The organism is Candidatus Obscuribacterales bacterium, from assembly GCA_036703605.1.
Taxonomy (GTDB): Bacteria; Cyanobacteriota; Cyanobacteriia; order RECH01; family RECH01; genus RECH01.
This window is the reverse complement of the sequence record DATNRH010000362.1, coordinates 1-1,717: the sequence shown is the minus strand read 5'-3', so window position 1 is coordinate 1,717 and position 1,717 is coordinate 1. Positions and strand designations below refer to the sequence as shown.

Sequence of the window (1,717 nt, the reverse complement as noted above, 5' to 3'; positions counted from 1 at the left end):
TTGATGACCTACTGGAACGGGTAGAGCAGCGCTGTGTACAACTCCTGAACCTTACCGACTTTATCTCAGGCTTGACCCAGTTCCATTGGTGGAAGGCGTTTCAATGCTAAGTGTGGCTGATTAAGCGGACTTGATATAAGTCCTGTACCCAATACCCAGCCCTCATGAGAAGAACTGTTGCTGCTACGAGAGTTGTGAGCCATCAGTCGGTCTGCCCGCATCAGAGCCCCCCTGCCACAAGCCGAGTTCCAATAAGACTGTGCCAAATGACCCTGGCGAACCAGGGTTATGCGCTTAACCTTGAACCCTATCTAGCCACCACAAGCCATACCAGGCCCAAGGCAACTGATCTGGCTTGCTGCAAACGAGACGCTTGGACGACGATAGCCAGGAGATTTTTGCCGCCCAGTACTAGGCTTAGACAGCGAGGATGGAATCCGCCGCTTCTTGCCCCATTTGTAGAATGTCTTTCGTCATTGTTTGGGAGGCCACATTGGCGATCGCCTGCCAGTCCTCTGTAGTGAACATCTGAGCGAGCATAGCGATCGCCTCAGCCCGAATCACCTTCTGCTCGTTGGGTAACGCCTGCTCTTCCTCTGCCAACAGCACCTCAATCCAGACCGTTTGTTCGGGTGTGAGATGCCTCAGATGACCACATAAGCATTTTTGCGCCTCCATGTAGACAGCCTCTAGACTCCGCCCGAGCTGCCACGACTCTAACCATCCCTTCAATTCCGGTAACAAGATGGATAGCACTCGCACATACCACCGCTGCCGCTGCAGCGCTTCTGGCGAAGCATCCTTGAGTAACTCCACATAAGGCTGTAGACCCAGCCCAGCCTCAACCGTTCCTTCCTCACTGGCGCGATCGGCATCTGCTTCCCGAACCCAAGCCTCATCCTTGAGCAAATCCATCAGGTCGCCCGTTTTTCTTAGTTGCTCAGTCAGGATTGCATCATTCATAAGCGATTGGATGAGTTGGAGCGTTAAAGCGGCGTACTCAAAGTATATCAACTCGTCTTTGTCCGGGTCAGGGCCGTAGTCGGGCATATTGTAACGTCGATAGAAAGCTTCCGCACCCGGCAGCGCATGTAGACCGATGCGACCACCATAGCCTAGCTCCACACTGCGCTGACGGGCAAAGAGTACGAGTGCCCGTCCGACCCCAATCAGATAGGGAGGATCTTCGAGTAACCGGCGATTCCACGGCGCAGAAGCTAAGTATTCGATATAGACCAGAGGAAACCGTTGCGGCAACCAGGAACGGTGCCATTGCGTTTCGAGCAAGATGACACCTTGAAGTAGCGCTTCAAACTCGATGCCGTAAGCCTCATAGCGATCATCATTGACAGCCAGTCGTAACTTATAGGCCCAGTCCCAACTAGCGTCAGGCTGCTCTGCCTCCCGCAGAATGCCTTCCCAGATATCTTCGATTTGTCCGGCGTGCTCCTGCGTTAACAGGCTTATTGTCGCCGTGACAATGTCATTTGGGGGTTTCGTTAATCGAATCGGACGGTTCATGAGCATCATATAGGAATGCCCTAAAGCTTATCAATGAATGTCCTCAATGCCATCAGATGGGAAGTGAGATAACCGCAGCCCTACCATGAGGATCACACATCGCTGGCCCATAGTAGAGCGACAGCCTTCTGGACGAGTGGCAATCAGCAGACTGAAAACTGGTATAGAATTGGTATGAGCCTAAAAATCCTTACCT

The 1,717-nt window shown here is 52.6% G+C and carries 1 protein-coding gene; it reads right to left on the bottom strand.

All coding sequences use genetic code 11. The features are described 5' to 3' along the window. Positions 1-417: 417 nt before the first annotated feature. The gene (locus V6D20_07665; protein ID HEY9815661.1) at positions 418-1,521 is read right to left on the bottom strand and encodes a hypothetical protein; all 1,104 of its coding nucleotides are present in this window, start codon (positions 1,519-1,521) and stop codon (positions 418-420) included. Between the last annotated feature and the right edge of the window lie 196 nt (positions 1,522-1,717).